Source organism: Dyella humicola, from assembly GCF_026283945.1.
Taxonomy (GTDB): Bacteria; Pseudomonadota; Gammaproteobacteria; order Xanthomonadales; family Rhodanobacteraceae; genus Dyella; species Dyella humicola.
Genome location: NZ_JAPDPC010000002.1, coordinates 374,054 through 392,665, shown reverse-complemented (window position 1 = coordinate 392,665; position 18,612 = coordinate 374,054). Strand labels below are relative to the sequence as shown.

Sequence of the window (18,612 nt, the reverse complement as noted above, 5' to 3'; positions counted from 1 at the left end):
CTCACCGTCATCCCAGCGAAAGCTGGGGTCCAGCGACTTTAAGCTTTAAGGCACTGGATCCCAGCATTCGCTGGGATGACGGAAGGGATGCGTGGCGGGGCGACGTATCCCCTCAAACGTACTCCACCACCTCAAGCCCAAAGCCGCCCAGACCGACCATCTTGCGCGGTGTACCCAGCACGCGCAGCTGGCAGATCCCCAGGTCGGCCAGGATCTGCGCACCAAGGCCGAGCTGACGCCACTCCTGCTGCTGCACTTCTTCCGGTGCCTGGGTCACGGGCTGGCGATTGAGGCGGCGCAGCAAGGCGTCCGCGGTGTCCGCACCGGAAAGCACCAACAACGCACCACGGCCTTCATCGGCAATCCGGCGCAGCCCTGACGTCACAGTAAGGCCAAGATCGTCGCGCTGCAGATGCAGCACGTCCGAGAGCGTATTGCGCACATGTACGCGGGTCAGCACCGGCGCGCCGTCATTCACCGTGCCGCGAACCAGGGCGAAATGCAGGCCGTGATGGATGGCGTCGCGATAAGCCACCAGGCGGAACGGGCCGAACTCGGTCTGCACGTCTTCTTCGTAGACGCGCTCGACGGTCTTTTCAGTTTCCAGGCGATAACGGATCAGGTCGGCGATGGTGCCGATCTTCAAGCCGTGCTTCCTGGCGAAAATTTCCAGCTCGGGGCGACGCGCCATCGAGCCATCTTCATGCAGGATCTCGATCAGCACCGCCGAAGGCTCGAGCCCGGCCAACGCCGCGAGATCGCAGCCCGCCTCGGTATGGCCTGCCCGCGTGAGCACACCACCGGGCTGGGCAGTGAGCGGAAAGATATGGCCGGGCTGCGAGAGGTCCTGCGGTTTCGCATCCGACTTCACTGCCACCTGGATCGTGCGTGCGCGATCGTGTGCGGAGATGCCGGTAGTGACGCCTTCGGCGGCTTCGATCGAGACGGTGAAATTGGTCTGGTAGGGCGAGGTGTTGTCGATGACCATGGGCTTGAGGCCCAACTGGCGCGTGCGCTGCTCGGTCAGCGTCAGGCAGACCAGGCCACGGGCTTCGCGCACCATGAAGTTGATGTCCTCGGGCCGCACCATCTGCGCTGCCATGATCAGGTCGCCTTCGTTCTCGCGATCCTCATCGTCGAGAATCACGACCATGCGGCCGGCGCGGATGTCTTCGAGGATTTCGGGGATGGTATTAAAGCTCATGGCGATTCCTTGGAATGTAGTACTTACTCCCTCCCCCGCCTGCAGGGGGAGGGGTTGGAGATCTCACGCAAAACCGTGCTGCTTGAGAAACGCCTCGTCGAGCTTCGGCGCATCACCGCTCCCAATCAGTCGCTCGATATAGCGCGCCACCACATCCACCTCGATGTTCACCGCGTCGCCCACGCGACGCGCGTGAAACGCGGTGTGTTCAACCGTATGGGGAATCAGGTTGACGCCGAAGCGATGGCCGGTCACTTCGTTGACGGTCAGGCTGGTGCCATCGATGCAGATCGAACCCTTGGCGGCGATATAGCGCGACAGCGCGGCCGGCACTTCAAACGTCCAGCGCAGCGAGCGCCCATCTGGCGTGATCGATACGACTTTGCCCAAACCATCGACATGGCCGGACACCAGATGGCCACCCAAACGATCGGCCAGGCGCAAGGCCTTTTCGAGATTGACCGGGTCGCCAGCTTTCAGTTTGCCCAGCGTGGTGAGCGACAGCGTCTCGTTGGAGACGTCCGCGCCGAAGCCTTGCGATTCCAGCGTCACGGCAGTCAGGCACACACCGGACACGGCGATGCTGTCGCCCAGCTGCACATCGGCAAGGTCAAGGTCGGCGGTATCGACATGCAGTCGCACGTCACCGCCACGCGGTTCGAGCCGCGCAATGCGGCCCACGGTCTGGATGATCCCGGTGAACATCAGCACACCTCCTTGGCGAAGGTGGCGACCGAACGGCAACGAAGCCGGTTGTAACGATGCTTGGACATGAAACGTTTCCCGCGTGGATAGCATGCGAAAAACGCCCCAAGGCGTCTGGCAGGCACGCGCCCGCGAGGGTGTGCGCCGTACCGTCTTCTCTCATCCGGACTTTCTGGAGGCTGTCGCCAGCTTCCAACCGTCGGCTCCGGATTTTGACCGGATCTGCTGACCTTCCGGCAGGACCGGAAGCGCTCGCGGGCTCGTACCTGTGACCTATCGGGTCTTGGGTACCTACCGCCGGTGGGGAGTCTCACCCCGCCCTGAAGACGTCGTTGTGATTTTGCCGGCGAACCGGCCGGGCCAGTCTACCACCTTCCCCGAAGGCGCCCTGCGCGAGATCGTGCATGCAGGTGAACAATCTGTCCGGCCAGCGGCTTGCGCGGGCTACGCCCCTATGGGTTGCCCCGCCTGGCGGCGATAGTCCCTCAACACCTGATCCATCACCCAGCTCGTGCGCGCGCCGCTTTCCGCCGTGGACGGACAGGCGCCCGCCTGACCAGTCAGCTCGGCCACGATGGTTTCCACCAGCGGCTGCTGGATATGCAGCGGATTGTTGATGCGCAGTTCCTTGGCACCCTCGGCATTCTCGACCCGGATGGGGCCGTCGCCAAAGGTGGCGAAGCTGATGCGGCCGCGATCACCGATCACTTCGATCTGATCGTGATGCTTGTAGCTGCCGAAATGCCACAAGCCGGTACCAAGCATGCCGTTGCCGAAGGCAAATGATATCGCCACGGTATCCTCCACCGGATAGGCGCCGAGCTGATTGCTCGCCTGGCCGCTGGCCGAAACGATGGGGCCAAACAGCCAGTCCAGGATATCCAGCGTGTGGCAGCCGATATCCATGAAGATGCCGCCACCGGAAATCTCCGGCCGCACATGCCAGGGCAGGTTCTTGGGATCGTGGTAGCGCGGATGATGCGGCTCATGCAACACGGTGTTGACGATGCGCGGCTTGCCGATGACCTGCTGATCGAAGATCAGCTCGCGTACCTTCAGGAAACGTGGCAGGCCACGGCGATAGTAGGCTACGAAGACGGGCACGTTCGCCTCGCGACCGGCATGGATGATCGCATCACATTCGGCGGCATCCATGGCCATGGGCTTTTCCACATACACCGGCTTGCCCGCGGCGATGCTCATCAGCGCGTATTGCTTGTGTGTCGACGGCGGCGTTGCCACGTAGACGGCATTGACCTCCGGGTCGGCAATCAACGCGGCGGCATCGTCGTACCAGCGCGCCACGCCATGGCGCTGCGCATAGTCGCGCGCCTTGTCGCCATCGCGGCGCATCACCGCTACCAGCGAGGAATTTGGTGTCTTGCTGAAAGCAGGCCCGCTCTTCACCTCGGTGACGTTGCCGCAACCGATGATGCCCCAGCGAATCGATGGCGTCGTCATGTGGTCTTGAACTCCTTGCCGAGAAACTGCTGGTGATAGGCGTGGAACATATTCACTTCCGGATGCTTCGCGCGCTCAACCAGATGAATACGCAAGGCCTCGCGCACGTTCGGTTCCAACGATGACAGATAGTCCAGCGTGTATTCGCTGTGATCGAGCACGCCGAAGTGGCAGGTCGGCGGGCGCGTACTGGAATGGAAGCCGAGATGGATGGTGATGCGCCGGTCCTTGAGCACGCCGCCGTAACCGCGATGGACCGCATAGTTGTTGTAGAACACCGCCTCGCCCGGCTGCACCACGATTTGCATGCCGCCGCTCAGTTCGGCGGCGTCCACCGGCGCCATCTTCTCCGTATTGCCGAAGATCGCACGCTCCTCCGCATTGAGCTGGCGACGGTGACTGCCCGGCACGATCCACAGGCAGCCATCCACGGTCAGCGGCATATTCATCTGCACGTAGTTGTAGGCGTAGTCGTCACTGAACCAATTCAGGTCGACCAGCTCATCGGGGACCTGCAGCACATCGCGATGCCAGCCCTGCCGGTAATCGATACCCGCGTCGCCGTAGAACAGCGAAGCACCATCAACGACGATGCTGTCACCGAGCAGATCACGGCATACGGCGAGAATGTCCGGATGACAGATGATGTCCTGGATGCCGCGAATGGCCTTGCCGGGTTGGAGGAATTGCAGGTTGCTCATACGCTGGGAATCGCCCCGTTCGCGGCGCGACGCTTCGATGGCGGCCACGTATCGGGCGACGCTGGCGGCATCCAGAATCTTGCGAATCAGATAACCCTGCTCGCGAAACGACGCGCGCTCCGACTCCGTCAATACGCTCGCCTGCGGGAACTGCGGCTGTGCCATGCCTGATACCTTTGGTCTCGAATTCTAAAAAAACGTTGCGCCTATGCGACTGGTCGCAATAGCAAACGCAGATCATCACCAACGGCGCGGCGATCGATCGTCTGCAGCTTCCAGCGCGATGCCATATCCGTCAGCGAAGGCAGATTCAGCAGCGGCCGCGCCATGTCGCCAAGCAGCAAGGGCGCCACGTAAATCAACAGCTCGTCGACCAGGCCCGCGGCGAAAAATGCGCCACACAAGGTGGGACCGGCTTCCACATGCACTTCGCTGCAATGGCGGCGTGCGAGCACGCCAAGCACGGCCGACAAATCCAGCGCACCGCCCTGCTCGGCTACCGCCGCATGTTCAGTCGCCTTGAAGCGCTCGTCGCTCGCCTTGGCATGCTCGCCGTGAAGCATCAGGGTCGGCGCGGCACCGTCCAGCACATGGCTACCCGCAGGCGTACGCAGCTGGCGATCAAGTACAACGCGCAACGGTGGCGCAAACGCCTCTCCTGCAGGCAGGCGCACATTCAATCGTGGATTGTCCGCCAGCACCGTGCCGGAACCGGTCAGGATCGCCGAGCTACGGGCGCGCCAGCGCTGCACATCGGCACGCGCCGCTTCGCCGGTAATCCACTTCGACTCGCCATCGGCAAGCGCGGTGCGCCCATCCAGACTCATGGCGAGCTTTACCCGTACCCAGGGGCGCCCACGCTCGATGCGGCTGAAGAAGCCGATATTGAGTTCGCGTGCGCGCTCGCGCATCAGCCCCGCCTCGACCACGATACCGGCATCGCGCAGCTTGCCTATGCCACGGCCGGCGACTTGCGGAAACGGGTCCTCGGCGGCAATCACCACACGCGCCACGCCAGCGGCGATCAGCGCATCAGCACAGGGCGGTGTGCGGCCATGATGTGCGCAAGGTTCCAATGTGACGTAGGCCGTCGCGCCAAGTGCCCGCTCGCCGGCCTCGCGGAGTGCGAACACTTCCGCATGGGGTTCGCCAGTGCGTTGATGAAAGCCCGCGCCAACCACCTGTTCACCATGCGCGATCACACAACCGACGCGTGGGTTGGGCTGGGTGGTGAACAGGCCGCGCTCGGCCACGCGCAGGGCCTGCGCCATGTGGGTGTGGTCGAGGGCAGTGAAGGTGGACGTCATTACCGAGCCGTTTCGCAGTGCGGTGGCGTCAGTCTATGCGAAGTGGTGACTTTTACTTCCTCTCCCCTCCGGGGAGAGGATTGAGGTGAGGGGTGGGTGCTCGCCGGATCGTATCAACGAAAGCCCGCTCTGGCTCAACGCTTCCGCAAGATTGCCCCCTCACCCCAGCCCTCTCCCCTTTGGGGAGAGGGAGAAGTGTCACGACTTCTTGCGCCGCGCGACACTCTCGCCCAAGAGCGAAAGCTGCAACGCCTCCAGGTCCGGCAAGTCGCGCTCCAGCTTCTCGATTTCCTCGCGGAACGCCTGCACGTCCTCGAACTTGCGATAAACGGAGGCGAAGCGCACATAAGCCACCTGGTCGAGCTTCTTCAGCTCACGCATCACCAGCTCGCCGACCTGCCGCGACGGCACTTCGCGCTCGCCGCAACGGCACAGGTCGTTGACGATCTCGCGCACGGCGGCATCCACCGAATGGGTCGGCACGGGCCGCTTTTGCAGGGCGCGCTCGAAGCTCACACGCAACTTGCGCTCGTCGAACGGCTCGCGGCGCTCGCCGCTCTTGACGATGGTGGGCAGCTTCAGCTCCGCCGTTTCGAACGTATTGAAGCGTTCACTGCACTTGGGACACTCGCGGCGGCGACGCACCGTGGCACCGTCTTCGGCAAGACGAGAGTCGATGACTCGCGTGTCTTCGTGCTGGCAGAAAGGGCAATGCATGGGTCAGGAGTGAGTATGCAGGAGTGGGAAAGGCGTGACCATGTCTGTGCTCTTTTCCCGCTCCTGTCTGCTCATGCCAGGCCTCAGCCGTAAACCGGGAACTTGTGGCACTGCGCCGTGACCTGCTCGCGTACGCGGGCGATCACCGCCTCGTCGTGCGGAGCGTCCAGCACGTCGCAGATCCACTGGGTCAGCTCGACCACGTCCGCTTCCTGGTAGCCGCGCGTGGTGATGGCAGGCGTGCCTACGCGCAGGCCCGACGTGACGAAAGGCTTGCGGGGGTCGTTCGGCACGGCGTTCTTGTTGACCGTGATGTGGGCCTTGCCCAACGCTTCTTCTGCGTCCTTGCCGGTGATGTCGCGGCCGATCATGTCGACCAGCATCAGGTGGTTCTCGGTGCCGCCGGACACGATCTTGTAGCCGCGCTCGATAAAGGTCTTGGCCATGGCCTTGGCGTTCTTCACTACCTGTTCCTGGTAGGTCTTGAACGACGGCTCCAGCGCTTCCTTGAAGGCGACCGCCTTGGCGGCGATCACATGCATCAACGGGCCGCCCTGGATGCCCGGGAACACGATCGACTGCAGCTTTTTCTCGATCTCTTCGCCCGCGTCCTTAGCCACGATGATGCCGCCGCGCGGACCGCGCAGCGTCTTGTGCGTGGTGGAGGTCACCACGTGAGCGTGCGGCACCGGGTTCGGGTACACGCCCGCGGCGACCAGGCCTGCGACGTGCGCCATATCCACGAACAGATACGCACCCACCTTGTCGGCGATGGCGCGGAAACGGGCCCAATCCATCACCTGCGAGTAGGCACTGAAACCGGCCACGACCATCTTCGGCTTGTGCTCGACGGCAAGGCGCTCGATTTCGTCGTAGTCGACCAGGCCCTGCTCGTTGACGCCATACTGCACTGCGTTGAACAGCTTGCCGGAGATGTTGACCTTGGCGCCGTGGGTGAGGTGGCCGCCGTGGGCCAGGCTCATGCCCAGGATGGTGTCACCCGGCTGCAGCAGCGCGAGGTAGACCGCCTGGTTCGCCTGCGAGCCGGAGTGCGGCTGCACGTTCGCGTAAGTGGCGCCGAACAGCTGCTTGAGGCGATCGATGGCCAGACGCTCGGCGATGTCGACGTATTCGCAGCCGCCGTAGTAACGCTTGCCCGGGTAACCCTCGGCGTACTTGTTGGTCAGCACGCTGCCCTGCGCTTCCATCACGCGCGGGCTGGCGTAGTTCTCGGAAGCGATCAGTTCGACGTGATCTTCCTGGCGACGCGCTTCGTCAGCCATGGCCTGGGCCAGTTCATTGTCATAACCGGCGATCGTCTCGTGCTTCGGGAACATCCTGACCTCATGGTGTGGCAAGCGGGTTCGAACGAGAAAGTGTAGCTGTCAAGGGGCTTGCCGGCCACCTCGAACGGTGGGCCCACCCCCCGGTGCGGCCCCGTGCCGGGGGTGCACGGCGTCGTTGCGCCGTCCGAAACGGCACGCCACCCAGGGTGACGCCCCGTCCCCTGGGGTAAGGCGGTTGGGAAAGGGAAACGAGGCCGCGGCACATGGCAATCGCATCGCCCGAGCGCATCATGCGCCGTTGCCTCCCACGGAGCTCTCCCCATGCAGCAACGCACCCTCGGCAAGCACGGCCCCCAGGTCTCCGCCCTCGGCCTCGGCTGCATGGGCATGTCCGGCATGTACGGCGCCGCCGACCGCAGCGAAGGCATCGCCACCATCCATGCCGCGCTCGATGCCGGCGTCGATCTGCTCGATACCGGCGATTTCTACGGCATGGGTCACAACGAGCTGTTGATCGGCGATGCGCTGGTCGGACGCCCGCGCGACAGCTATCGACTTAGCGTGAAGTTCGGCGCCCAGCGCGGCCCCGCCGGCGACTGGCTGGGCTACGACGCGCGCCCTGCCGCGGTGAAGACGGCTCTCGCCTATACGCTACAGCGCCTGCGCACCGACTACGTCGACATCTATCGCCCTGCTCGGTTGGACCCCAAGGTGCCGATCGAAGAGACCGTGGGCGCCATCGCCGACCTGGTCAAAGCCGGCTACGTGCGCCATCTGGGACTGTCCGAAGTGGGTGCCGATACGATCCGGCGCGCTCATTCGGTGATGCCGGTGGCCGACCTGCAGATCGAGTACTCACTGATCTCGCGTGGCATCGAGACGGCGATCCTGCCTACGTGTCGCGAGCTGGGCATCGGCGTCACCGCCTATGGCGTGCTCTCGCGCGGACTGATCAGTGGCCATTGGTCCAGGGACCAGGCCACGGACGCACGCGATTTCCGCCAGCACAGCCCGCGCTTCCAGGGCGACAACCTCGCGCACAACCTCGGCCTGGTCGAACTGCTGCGCGAGCTGGCCAAGGCACGCGGCGTCAGCGTGGCCCAGTTGGCGATCGCCTGGGTGCTGGCGCGCGGCGGAGACATCGTTCCTCTGATCGGTGCGCGTACCCGAGCACGCCTGACCGAAGCGCTGGGAGCGCTGGATATCCGCCTTGGCGCCGATGATCTGGCCGCCATCGAGCGCGCCATCCCGCCCGGCGCGGCCGCCGGCGAGCGCTACAACACGCAGGGCATGGCATCGCTCGATAGCGAGCGCTGAGCCGCCGCACCGTGACCGGGTGGCGCCGACCGCCCGTGGCATCAGCTGTCACCGGGATCGCCCCACAAGCCGCTATAATGAGTGGTTTACACCCACTCTGAATGCACCGCCTGCCCTCCTCGGCCGGCGTCGTGCACGCCGCCGGAGGCTCCATGCAATACATCTACACCATGAACGGGGTGAGCAAGATCGTCCCCCCGAAGCGCCAGATCATCAAGGACATCTCGCTCAGCTTCTTCCCCGGCGCCAAGATCGGCCTGCTGGGCCTGAACGGCGCGGGCAAGTCGACGGTGCTGAAGATCATGGCCGGCGTGGACAAGGACTTCCAGGGCGAAGCCCGCCCGCAGCCGGGCATCAAGGTCGGCTACCTGGCCCAGGAACCGCAGCTCGATCCCGAAAAGACCGTGCGTGAAGCGGTCGAGGAAGGCGTGTCGGTGATCCTCGATGCGCAGAAGCGTCTGGACGAGGTCTACGCCGCCTACGGTGAGGAAGGCGCCGACTTCGACAAACTGGCCAAGGAGCAGCAGGAGCTGGAAAGCATCCTGGCGGTGAACGACGCCCACGCGCTGGAGCGCCAGCTCGAAGTGGCGGCCGACGCCCTGCGCCTGCCGCCGTGGGACGCGAAGATCGGCCCGCTGTCCGGTGGCGAGAAGCGCCGCGTGGCGCTGTGCCGCCTGCTGCTGTCCAAGCCGGACATGCTGCTGCTCGACGAACCGACCAACCATCTGGACGCCGAGTCCGTCGACTGGCTGGAGCAGTTCCTGCAGGACTACCCCGGCACCGTGGTGGCGGTGACGCATGATCGCTACTTCCTCGAGCACGCCGCCGAGTGGATTCTCGAGCTCGACCGCGGCCGCGGCATTCCCTGGAAGGGCAACTACACCGACTGGCTGGAACAGAAGAGCGAGCGCCTAGCCCGCGAAGAAGCCGCCGAAAAGGGCCGCCAGAAGGCTCTTGCACGCGAGCTGGAGTGGGTGCGTTCGGCCGCCAAGGGCCGTCAGTCCAAGGGCAAGGCGCGTATCAACCGCTTCGAGGAACTGAACTCGGTCGAGTACCAGAAGCGCAACGAAACCAACGAACTCTACATCCCGCCGGGCGAGCGCCTGGGCCAGGAAGTGATCGAGTTCAAGAACGTGTCGAAGTCGTTCGGCGATCGCCTGCTGATCGACGACCTGTCGATGAAGATTCCGCCGGGCGCCATCGTCGGCGTGATCGGTCCGAACGGCGCCGGCAAGTCCACCCTGTTCAAGCTGATCACCGGCCAGGAAACGGCGGACCAGGGCGAAGTGAAGCTCGGCCACACCGTGCAGCTGGCCTATGTCGACCAGTCGCGCGACAGCCTCGATCCGAACAAGAACGTGTGGCAGGAAGTTTCCGACGGCGCCGACATCATCACCATCGGTCGCTACGAACTGCAGTCACGCGCGTACATCGGTCGCTTCAACTTCAAGGGCACCGACCAGCAGAAGCTCGTTGGCAGCCTGTCGGGTGGTGAGCGCGGTCGCCTGCATCTGGCCAAGACCCTGATGCAGGGCGGCAACGTGTTGCTGCTCGACGAACCGTCGAACGATCTGGACGTCGAAACGCTGCGCGCGCTGGAAGACGCGATGCTGGAATTCCCGGGTTGCGCGATGGTGATCTCGCATGACCGCTGGTTCCTCGATCGCATCGCCACGCACATCATCGCGTTCGAAGGCGACTCGCACGTCGAGTTCTTCCCCGGCAACTACAACGAATACGAAGCGGACAAGAAGCGCCGCCTCGGCGACGAAGCGGCCAGGCCGCATCGCGTGAAGTACAAGAAGCTGGCGTAAGGCCGCTCTTCCCCCTCTCCCCGTTGGGGAGAGGGTTGGGGTGAGGGGTCACGACTGGCCCCTGTCCTCCATAGAACCGCACCATCTTTTAGCGATACGGCAAGATTGTCCCCTCACCCTGCCTTCTCCCCGGAGGGGAGAGGGACAAAGCCGCGAGGAGACCCCGATGCACTTCATGCAATCCCTGCAACAGGCATGGACCCGCAACAACTCATTGGTCTGCGTCGGCCTCGATCCTGAACCCGCAAAGTTTCCGGCGCATTTACAAGGCTCCGCCGACGCCGTGTTCGAGTTCTGCCGCGCCATCGTCGACGCCACGGCCGACCTGGTGTGCTCGTACAAGCCGCAGATCGCGCATTTCGCCGCGTTACGCGCGGAAGATGCGCTAGAGCGCTTGATCGCGCACATCCACGCCAGGCATCCCGGCGTGCCGGTGATCCTCGACGCCAAGCGCGGTGATATCGGCAGTACCGCCCAGCATTACGCCACCGAAGCATTTGAACGTTATGGCGCCGATGCGGTGACGCTCAACCCGTATCTCGGCCGCGATTCCATCCAGCCCTTTCTCAATCGCGCCGACAAAGGCGTGATCCTGCTGTGCCACACGTCCAATCCAGGTGCCGCCGACCTGCAGGACCTGAAGGTCACTGACGAGGACGGCAACACGCTGCCGCTCTATCAACACGTGGCAAAGATCATTGCCAACGATTGGAACGGCAATCGGAACTGCGCGCTGGTTACCGGCGCAACATGGCCCGAGCAGTTGCGGGAAGTGCGCGCCCTGGTCGGCGACATGCCGCTGCTGGTTCCCGGCATCGGCGCGCAAGGCGGTGATGTGGAAGCCGTGGTGCGCAATGGTCGCAGTGCTGACGGTACGGGCCTGCTGATCAGCTCGTCCCGCGCGATTCTCTACGCCGGCAACGGCGAAGATTTCGCCCAGGCCGCACGCGCTGCCACGCTGGAACTGCGCGATAGCATCAATCGCTATCGCTGAACGAACCAAGCCCGGTTACGCCGGGCTCAGTCCGTTGCACTCGCCGGCTGTATCGCTTGCTGCCGTGGCACGGAAGACGAGAGCAGCCTCGTGCGCAAACGGCGCTCCGCTGGGGTGGAGATGAAACGCGCCACCATCGCGCCCAGCAGCCAACACAGCGGCAGCACAGGCAGGTACCACAGGAAGCCGAGCAGCGGATCGCCGCCCGTCGCCTTGTATGCACGCACGATCGCGAACACCACGAACATGTGGGTGAGATAGATCTCGTAGCTGAGCTGGCCCCATCGACGCAGCCAACCCAGGCCCCGCAGCGCCGGCAAGTCCTGCCGCCATTGGCAGGCGACCACCAGGCTCAGCGACGACAAGGTCAGTACCAGCATGGAACCGTCGTGCAAAAGCGGCCACAGCCAGTGCTCGGCCAGCAAGACCGCGAGCAGTCCAACGACGCCGATCCACTGCACAGCTCTCGCCACAACCGCTGACGGCGCGGGCCAACGTGACGTCAACAGCGCACCGATTACGCCCGTCGCGATCGCTGCCATGCCCGGCAGATAAGCCTTCTCCTGCCAGATCTCGTTGCCTTCGAGCGCTGCACGCGTGAACGGCAGCGACAGCGCCAATACCGCGAGCATCGGCACGAGTAGCCAGGCGCGCCTTGTCAGCAGGCACACGATGGGGAAACCGATGTAGAACACTTCCTCGATCGACAACGACCACAACACATCCCAGTTGCCCGGCAGGTAACCCGTCACGCCTTCGTACCAGTTCAAATGGAAACCCAATGCAGCCACGATGGCACGCGGCAGCGACTGCCCTTCGCGCTTGATCGCGTAGTCGTCCACGCCCAGCAAGTGCAAGACACTGAGCACGGCCACCAGCAACAGGAGGCAGGGCGCAATGCGCGAAAAGCGCCGGGCGTAAAACGCGCGCAGATCGATCTGTGCCAGCGAGCCACTGCGGCGAAGCGCGTGGCTGGTGATCAGGAAGCCTGAAATGACGAAGAACACGAAAACGGCCTCATAGCCGTTGTAGTTCAACGCACTCAGCAACCGTGTCGGCAAGACATCCGCGAGCAGGCTTTTCTTGAGCGGAATGCGCAGGCCGATGTGATGCAGCACGACCAGCAGGATGGAAATGCCGCGCAGCAGATCGATGCCGTGGTTGCGCGTATTCGTCGCGGCATTGCTCTGCATGATGCTCATCAACCCGGCTAATCCATGATTAAGTCGAACGACATGCGCGAAGTTGCTGCCGGCCGGGTTCGCCGTAGCGAGGCATTCCCGTTCAATGCTGCCAGGCCTGCCGGCTCAGAGCCCCAACGCTGAGCTTGCCGTAACTTCAGTGCGCGCCAGCGGAGGCTGGCACTGCGGCCGGCAGATCATCAATCATCTGCCGCGCCAGCCCTTCGTAGTTGTAGTCGAAGTGGTGGTCGCCGGTCTTCTCGTAGACCTTGATCCAGGACGGCAGGCCAGGATCGGCGCAGATGGTGTCGTCCTTGTCCTTGATGCCGTAGTAGCACACCACCGGCGGGTGGCCATTCAACGCCAGCAGCGGCGGCTTCGCATCCGAGTGATGGACGGGATTGATCCACTGGAAGAAGTCCTGGGTATGGGTCTTCCACCAGCCCTCCTTCATATAGCCTTCCATTTCAATCTCGAAGTTCACGTCCCTGCTGGGCGAAAGCATGACGATCTGGGCGATCCGGGCACGCCCTTCGGCGCTGAGATTGCCAACGATCGACGGCAGCACGTCGGCGCCGAACGAGAAGCCGATCAGCCAGATACGACGCTTATCGCCCTGGGCCGTCATGCGCGTGATCAACGCATCGAGGTCGGCCGCGGAGTCAGCGGCGGAGCGCTCACGCCAGTAGTACTTGAGCAGACTGATGCCCACCACCGGGATGCCGTGCGACGCCATGATCTTGCCCAGCGACTGATCAAGATCACGCCAGCCGCCATCACCCGAATAGAAGATCGCGACCACGTCCTCGCGTCCCGCCGGCGGCGTGACGCCTGGCGCGACAGGCACCATCACGATCGATTCGTCGATGCTGGCGTGATGCCACGGTTGCCAGGCCCACAGCCCAACGGCCGCAGCCAATACCAGAGCCAGCGCTACGTACTTCCAAAGTCGTTTCAACGGCGCACCATGCCCGAAAGTCCACCCGAAATGAGGCTCGCCACGTTGGCGAACACCAGCGGCAACGCAATGCCGTTAGGCACGGCGAGGTAGCGAGGTTCCCACACCGGGTCGAATTTGTCCTTGTACTTGTGCAGGCCGCGGAAGTTGTAGAAGCGCTCGCCGCGTCCAAACAGCATCGCGCCCAGACGGCTCCACAGCGGCGCGCTGCGTCGGTTCTGCAGGCCGGAAAGCGGCGCCATGCCGAGATTGAACCAACGGTAGCCTTCCTGCCTGGCCCAGGTCATCAGTTCGACGAACATGAAATCCATGATGCCGGCGGTGCCTTCAGGCAGGTGACGCATCAGGTCCAGCGATGCCTCCTCCTTGCTATCGGTGAGGAACAGGTTGGAAAACGCCACCAGCTCCTCGCCCTGCCATACCAGGGCCATCGGCGTGCGCTGCAGGTAGTGCGGATCGAACGTGCCCAGCGAGAAGCCTTTCTCGCGCACGCCCTTGTCGCGCATCCAGGCATCCGAGATTTTCTTCAGGCGTGGCAGCAGCGACTCCACCGCTTCCGCCGGCACGATCTCCAACCGCATGCCTTCGCGGGTGAGCTTGTTGACGGTGTTGCGCAGTACCTTCTTCGACTTGCCGTCGAGATTGAAGCTGCCAAGCAAGACCCGGGCTTCCTCGCCGATCTTCAGCAAGTTCATGCCCACTTCGAGATAGAGATCCAGATCTTCCGGCCGTACCTGGTAGAACAGCGGCCATCCGCCTGCGCGCTCGCACTGGTCACGAAAGGTCCACACCAGCTCACGACGCGCTGCTTCCGACTCACCCACCGGATCGCCCATGGCAACCCAGCTGCGGCCTTCCACGTCGTACATGATGAAGGCCTTGCCCTCGGGATCGAATAGCAGCGTCTTGTCGCCCATCAGCGCCAGATGTGCCTGCGCCGACGAATACTCCTTGATCAGCGGCAGTGCGCGCTCCAGCTCCGCTTCGTTCGGCAAGCGCAGGTCCGGTCGTGCCGGGCGGATCAGGTTGGCCAGTGCAAACAGCAGACCCGCTGCCGCCGCACCCACCAGTGCGCGCAAGGCGCGCGGCGCACCGCCGTGATAGAAGCTGAATTCCCACCACAGGTTGTTGCTGTATTCCACGTGCTTGTAGCTGAAGGCGACCAGCCAGCCGGCACAGACCAGCACGGCGAGAATCGCGATGATCCAGCCCATCGAGAAGCTGGCACTGAACAGCGACGTGCGCCGGTAGAACAGCTGATGCGCTGGCGCCAGTGCCAGGGCCAGCAGTGACAGCAGGATGGCTTCTTCGTAGTCGATGCCCTTGAGCAGCGACAGCACCGCGCCCAGCACCAGCAGCACGAGCGTCAGCACATAGGCCGCATCCAGCCGGCGCTGCAGGCCGCGCGCGAGAATCAGCAGCATCATGCCGACCACGCTGCTCAGGAAGTGGGAGACTTCCAGCACCGCCAGCGGCAATACATCGCGCAGGATCGCCATGCGCGTCGGCAGCCCCGAGGTGGCGCCGGAGAACAGCAGCACCGCACCTGAAACCAAGGTCAAGCCAGCGAAGAAAGGTGGCAGTAACGCCGTGAACCACGGCGCCAGCAGCGCCTTGGTGCGCAGACCGCGCGCTTCGCGCACCAGCACCACCAGCGTCGCGGCCAGCAACGGCAGGAAATAGTAGATCAGGCGGTAGGCGGCCAGCGCACCGAGGATCGGCGCCTCCAGTCCCTGGTTACCCGCGGCACCGAAGCCGGCCAGCATCACCGCTTCGAACACGCCCAGCCCGCCTGGCACATGGCTGATTAGACCGGCGATCTGCGCCAGCACGAAGATCGCCAGGAAATGTCCGAAGCCGGTATCCACCTGGTCCGGCATCAGCAGGTAGAGCACGTACGCGGCCAGCCCCCAGTCCACCGCACCCACCAGGATCTGGCGCGCGGCGACGCGCGCCGACGGCAGGCTCACCCGCCAGCGCCAAATGCGCAGCGGACGTCCCAACAGGCGATTGCCCACCAGCCATAGCAAGGGAATGGCGGTGAGCACGGCGGCCACCGGCAAGCGCCAACTGGCCAAGGGCAACGATGGGGGCACGGGCACGAACAACAGCGTCACGCCAGTCAACGCGCACAGGCCGAGCCAGAAACTGAGCGTGCAATACAACACGACCTTGGCCACCTCCGCGGTGGTCAGGCCGGCCTGGATATAGAAGCGGTAGCGGATCGAACCAGAAATCAGCAAAGCCATACCCAGCGCATTGCTGAAGGCGTAACTGATAAAGGAAATCAAGCTGACCTGGGCGCGCGGCAGGCGCTTGCCGACATAGGCCAGACCGAACCAGTCGTACAGGGTCATTACGCCATAACTGCCGGCGGTCAGCAGTACGGCCAGCGCAACGCGATAGTTCTCTAGGCCGTGAACGTAGCGGGCCACCTCGCGGTAGCTCACCTCGCTGGCCAGGCGCCGCAGCGCCCACAGCGCCAGGCACAGCATTGCCACTGAAAGCAGGGGACCGGCCAACCGGCGCAGCCTGGCCATCAGGCCAGGACGAGCCAGCACATCTCCGGAAATCGGGGCCTCCACCCCAGTCTGCTCCACCACGCGTTTACCGCCTCCACATCGACCTGCACGCAGGACCTTCGCTGCGACCGTCTAGGATAGCCGGTCAAGGCGCTCTCCTGTTCGATCGTGGCATGCAGGGATGACATTTGGTCGCGGCCGCTTCAGGCAGGCCGCGACCAGGATGATCAGGGTTTGGACGGCAGGTTGCGGGCCATGCCGGCCACCCAACGGTACATCACCACCACGATGGCCGCGAAGGCGATGCCGCCGATCCACTGCGCGGCGTCTGCGAAGCCCGGCCCCACCAGCGCTAGCGGTGCTGCCGGGTTGCTGAAGCCCAGCTTGTCGGCGAACGCCACAATGGCGGCGATCAGCACACCAACGATGCTCTCGCCCACGATCAGGCCCGAGGCCAGCAGTACGCCAAGCTGCTTGGTGCTCTCCGGCTTGGCTGAGCGATCCGCACGACGGTCGAAATACCAACCAACGATGGAACCCACCACCACCATCAGCGTGCTGACCGTGGGCAGATAGATACCCAGGCCCACCGCCAGGGGCGGCATGCTCAGCCGCTTGGTGGTACGGCGCAGGACCTCATCGATCGCGATGATGGCCACACCGATCCAGATGCCGGTAATGATCAGGCTCCAGTCGATGTTGTTGGTGACCACGCCCTGCGCCAGCGCCGAGATCAGGCCCGCCTGTGGCGCCGGCAGCGCATGCGCGCCAACACCGGCCACACCGACGAAACCGTAGGCCTTGTTGAGCAGATCCAGCACCGGCGGAATCACGGCTGCGCCTGCGACCACGCCGATCACCAGCGCCACCTGCTGGCGCCACGGCGTGGCGTCCACCAGCTGGCCGGTCTTCAGGTCCTGCAGGTTGTTGTTGGCAATCGCCGCCACCGTGAACACTACCGAGGTGATGAACAGCGCGAACGCCACCAGCGCCTTGCCCGCTTCCGGGCCCACGTACGGCTTGACGAACGCCACCAGCAGCAAGGCCGCGGCGATCACCACCAGGATGCCCACGCCCGACAGCGGGCTGTTCGACGAGCCGATCAGGCCGGCCATGTAGCCGCACACGGTGGAAACGAAGAAGCCCATCAGCACCACGAAGGCCACGCCGCCGACGGCAAGCACCATCAGGTGGTCGCCCAGACCGCTGATCGAACCGAAGTAGCCGAGCAGCCATGCGATCGGAATGAAGCACGCCAGTGTGATCAGGCCGACGATACCGATCGGGATGTCGCGCTCCGTGCGCGGCAGCGAATCGGCGTTGCCAGCCTTGCGCACGCGCGAGGCGGCCATGGCTGAAGTCAGGCCGCTGATCACCGGCTTGACCAGCTTGGCAAGGGTCCAGATCGCCGAGACGCCGATCGCGCCCGCCCCCACGAAACGCACCTTGTGGCTCCAGGTGGCATTGGCCACGTCGGCCACGGCACCGGAGGCCTGCGCCAGCAACGAGAAATGCGGCACGCCCCAGCCCCAGCCGATCACCGCGCCGATTAGCATCGCGATACCTACCGACAGGCCGACCAGGTGGCCAATGGCGAACAGCGCGAAGGAAAGATTGAAATCGAAGCCGCTGACCGAACCCTTGCTGCCCACGCGGAAGTACTGCACCACGTCACTGGCAAACACCTGGGTGGCCACCACCACGGCGAACACGGCCGACACGATCGAGCCCCACAGCACGGCCATCAGGCCGGCCTTGCCTTCCTCGACAGTGCCGTCGCCATCCTCTCCGCCACTGCCCACCTTCAGCACTTCGGCGCAGGCCAGGCCTTCCGGATACGGCAGGTCGGAATTGGTCACCAAGGCGCGGCGCAGCGGGATCGAGTACATCACGCCCAGGATGCCGCCCAGCGCGCACACGGCGAACGAAGTCCAGAACGGGAACCCGGTCCACCAGCCGATCATGATCATGCCGGGCAGCACGAAGATGATGGAAGACAAGGTGCCGGCCGCCGAGGCGATCGTCTGCACAATGTTGTTTTCCTGGATGGTCGAGTCCTTGAAGGCCCGCAACAGCGCCATCGAGATCACCGCCGCCGGAATCGAGGTGGCAAACGTGAGGCCAGCCTTGAGGCCGAAGAACACATTGGCGGCGGTGAACACCACGGTGATCACGACGCCGAGGATAAGACCGCGAAGGGTCAGCTCTTTGCGCGACTGGGCGCTGGGATGGTTGCCGCTCACGAATGTCTGCCCGTCATGGTGGTGGTCCCCTGCTGGCCGCCCTTGGGCGACATGAATGCGATGGCTGCCGGCGGCCGGCAGGACAGCGCGTAGATTTGCCAGATTTCGGGGGATACGCAATGGGTTTTTTTCACCTCCACCCGTGCCCAGAGGGCCGGGGTGAGGGGGCGGTCTAGTGATGAGGCGCATTCGGAGCGGGTTT

14 protein-coding genes and 1 riboswitch are annotated in these 18,612 nt (G+C 64.1%); of the genes, 3 read left to right on the top strand and 11 right to left on the bottom strand.

Features of this window, described 5'->3' with window-relative positions; translation table 11 throughout:
• Window positions 1-112: 112 nt before the first annotated feature.
• The 7 genes from ribBA to glyA form a co-directional block, all read right to left on the bottom strand.
• Complete coding sequence (gene ribBA / locus OUZ30_RS16435; protein ID WP_266183508.1) at window positions 113-1,204, bottom strand: bifunctional 3,4-dihydroxy-2-butanone-4-phosphate synthase/GTP cyclohydrolase II; 1,092 nt, start codon at window positions 1,202-1,204, stop codon at window positions 113-115.
• Window positions 1,205-1,267: 63 nt separating this feature from the next.
• Window positions 1,268-1,909, bottom strand: a complete 642-nt coding sequence (locus OUZ30_RS16430) for a riboflavin synthase (RefSeq protein WP_266183507.1) — start codon at window positions 1,907-1,909, stop codon at window positions 1,268-1,270.
• Window positions 1,910-2,056: 147 nt separating this feature from the next.
• Window positions 2,057-2,241: riboswitch (FMN riboswitch) on the bottom strand.
• Between the two features lie 112 nt (window positions 2,242-2,353).
• Entirely contained in the window at window positions 2,354-3,370 is a 1,017-nt protein-coding gene (locus tag OUZ30_RS16425) for a Gfo/Idh/MocA family protein (RefSeq protein WP_266183506.1), read from the bottom strand.
• On the bottom strand, window positions 3,367-4,236 hold the full coding sequence (locus OUZ30_RS16420) for a phytanoyl-CoA dioxygenase family protein (protein WP_266183505.1): 870 nt from the start codon (window positions 4,234-4,236) through the stop codon (window positions 3,367-3,369). Before OUZ30_RS16420 ends, OUZ30_RS16425 begins: the two co-directional genes overlap by 4 nt.
• Window positions 4,237-4,277: 41 nt before the next feature.
• Window positions 4,278-5,378, bottom strand: coding sequence for a bifunctional diaminohydroxyphosphoribosylaminopyrimidine deaminase/5-amino-6-(5-phosphoribosylamino)uracil reductase RibD (gene ribD, locus OUZ30_RS16415; RefSeq protein WP_266183504.1), 1,101 nt, complete (start codon window positions 5,376-5,378; stop codon window positions 4,278-4,280).
• Window positions 5,379-5,576: 198 nt separating this feature from the next.
• Entirely contained in the window at window positions 5,577-6,095 is a 519-nt protein-coding gene (gene nrdR / locus OUZ30_RS16410; RefSeq protein ID WP_266183503.1) for a transcriptional regulator NrdR, read from the bottom strand.
• Window positions 6,096-6,178: 83 nt separating this feature from the next.
• Window positions 6,179-7,432, bottom strand: a complete 1,254-nt coding sequence (gene glyA, locus OUZ30_RS16405; protein ID WP_266183502.1) for a serine hydroxymethyltransferase — start codon at window positions 7,430-7,432, stop codon at window positions 6,179-6,181.
• A gap of 270 nt (window positions 7,433-7,702) precedes the next feature.
• Between glyA and OUZ30_RS16400 the strand changes: the two genes are divergently transcribed.
• From OUZ30_RS16400 to pyrF, 3 genes are all read left to right on the top strand, one after another.
• Window positions 7,703-8,698 (top strand): aldo/keto reductase, encoded by a 996-nt coding sequence (locus OUZ30_RS16400; protein WP_266183501.1) that lies wholly within the window; start codon window positions 7,703-7,705, stop codon window positions 8,696-8,698.
• Between the two features lie 152 nt (window positions 8,699-8,850).
• On the top strand, window positions 8,851-10,512 hold the full coding sequence (gene ettA, locus OUZ30_RS16395; RefSeq protein WP_266183500.1) for an energy-dependent translational throttle protein EttA: 1,662 nt from the start codon (window positions 8,851-8,853) through the stop codon (window positions 10,510-10,512).
• A 166-nt stretch (window positions 10,513-10,678) separates the two neighbouring features.
• Window positions 10,679-11,506 (top strand): orotidine-5'-phosphate decarboxylase, encoded by an 828-nt coding sequence (pyrF, locus tag OUZ30_RS16390; protein ID WP_266183499.1) that lies wholly within the window; start codon window positions 10,679-10,681, stop codon window positions 11,504-11,506.
• A gap of 26 nt (window positions 11,507-11,532) precedes the next feature.
• On the opposite strand, the gene OUZ30_RS16385 is transcribed toward pyrF, so the two are convergent.
• The 4 genes from OUZ30_RS16385 to OUZ30_RS16370 form a co-directional block, all read right to left on the bottom strand.
• Window positions 11,533-12,708 (bottom strand): acyltransferase family protein, encoded by a 1,176-nt coding sequence (locus OUZ30_RS16385; protein WP_266183498.1) that lies wholly within the window; start codon window positions 12,706-12,708, stop codon window positions 11,533-11,535.
• 136 nt (window positions 12,709-12,844) lie between these two features.
• Entirely contained in the window at window positions 12,845-13,645 is an 801-nt protein-coding gene (locus OUZ30_RS16380) for an AcvB/VirJ family lysyl-phosphatidylglycerol hydrolase (protein WP_266183497.1), read from the bottom strand.
• Complete coding sequence (gene mprF / locus OUZ30_RS16375) at window positions 13,642-16,248, bottom strand: bifunctional lysylphosphatidylglycerol flippase/synthetase MprF (protein WP_266183496.1); 2,607 nt, start codon at window positions 16,246-16,248, stop codon at window positions 13,642-13,644. The genes OUZ30_RS16380 and mprF overlap by 4 nt, the downstream gene beginning before the upstream one ends.
• Window positions 16,249-16,394: 146 nt before the next feature.
• On the bottom strand, window positions 16,395-18,410 hold the full coding sequence (locus OUZ30_RS16370; RefSeq protein ID WP_266183495.1) for an OPT family oligopeptide transporter: 2,016 nt from the start codon (window positions 18,408-18,410) through the stop codon (window positions 16,395-16,397).
• Between the last annotated feature and the right edge of the window lie 202 nt (window positions 18,411-18,612).

Bases quoted from the DNA above. Each gene is read 5' to 3' on its own strand.
- ribBA (WP_266183508.1), bottom strand. From the start codon at position 1,204: ATGAGCTTTAATACCATCCCCGAAATCCTCGAAGACATCCGCGCCGGC.
- OUZ30_RS16430 (WP_266183507.1), bottom strand. From the start codon at position 1,909: ATGTTCACCGGGATCATCCAGACCGTGGGCCGCATTGCGCGGCTCGAA.
- OUZ30_RS16425 (WP_266183506.1), bottom strand. From the start codon at position 3,370: ATGACGACGCCATCGATTCGCTGGGGCATCATCGGTTGCGGCAACGTC.
- OUZ30_RS16420 (WP_266183505.1), bottom strand. From the start codon at position 4,236: ATGGCACAGCCGCAGTTCCCGCAGGCGAGCGTATTGACGGAGTCGGAG.
- ribD (WP_266183504.1), bottom strand. From the start codon at position 5,378: ATGACGTCCACCTTCACTGCCCTCGACCACACCCACATGGCGCAGGCC.
- nrdR (WP_266183503.1), bottom strand. From the start codon at position 6,095: ATGCATTGCCCTTTCTGCCAGCACGAAGACACGCGAGTCATCGACTCT.
- glyA (WP_266183502.1), bottom strand. From the start codon at position 7,432: ATGTTCCCGAAGCACGAGACGATCGCCGGTTATGACAATGAACTGGCC.
- OUZ30_RS16400 (WP_266183501.1), top strand. From the start codon at position 7,703: ATGCAGCAACGCACCCTCGGCAAGCACGGCCCCCAGGTCTCCGCCCTC.
- ettA (WP_266183500.1), top strand. From the start codon at position 8,851: ATGCAATACATCTACACCATGAACGGGGTGAGCAAGATCGTCCCCCCG.
- pyrF (WP_266183499.1), top strand. From the start codon at position 10,679: ATGCACTTCATGCAATCCCTGCAACAGGCATGGACCCGCAACAACTCA.
- OUZ30_RS16385 (WP_266183498.1), bottom strand. From the start codon at position 12,708: ATGAGCATCATGCAGAGCAATGCCGCGACGAATACGCGCAACCACGGC.